Raw genomic sequence first — 251 nt, forward strand, 5'->3', positions numbered from 1 at the left:
GCGTCGGAACGCCGGCGGCTCAGCCAGCTGGAGGGGCTGCGCCGAGGTCATGGTGTCGTGGGAAAGGCGTGCGCGAAGAAGAAGATCGGTGTTCGTTCCTGCCCATCGTCGACGTCGACCGAGTCGCGCCATTCGTTCAGGGTCGCCAGGAGCCGAGCGCTCAGATCGCGCAGCTCGTCGGGCGTCGCCCAGGCCGTGGTCTCGGTGTTCGACGCATCGTAGGCGGAATAGGCGGGATCGTCGTGACGGCG

General features: G+C 67.7%; 1 protein-coding gene. It reads right to left on the reverse strand.

Annotation, left to right across the window (positions count from 1 at the left end; translation table 11 throughout):
- Positions 1-47 precede the first annotated feature (47 nt).
- Positions 48-251: hypothetical protein (locus SB773_RS33505; protein ID WP_410594768.1), on the reverse strand; the 204-nt coding region annotated here is incomplete at its 5' end.

Origin of the sequence: Bacillus sp. SIMBA_074, assembly GCF_046534555.1 — a bacterium.
Classification (GTDB): Bacteria; Bacillota; Bacilli; order Bacillales; family Bacillaceae_G; genus Bacillus_A; species Bacillus_A mycoides.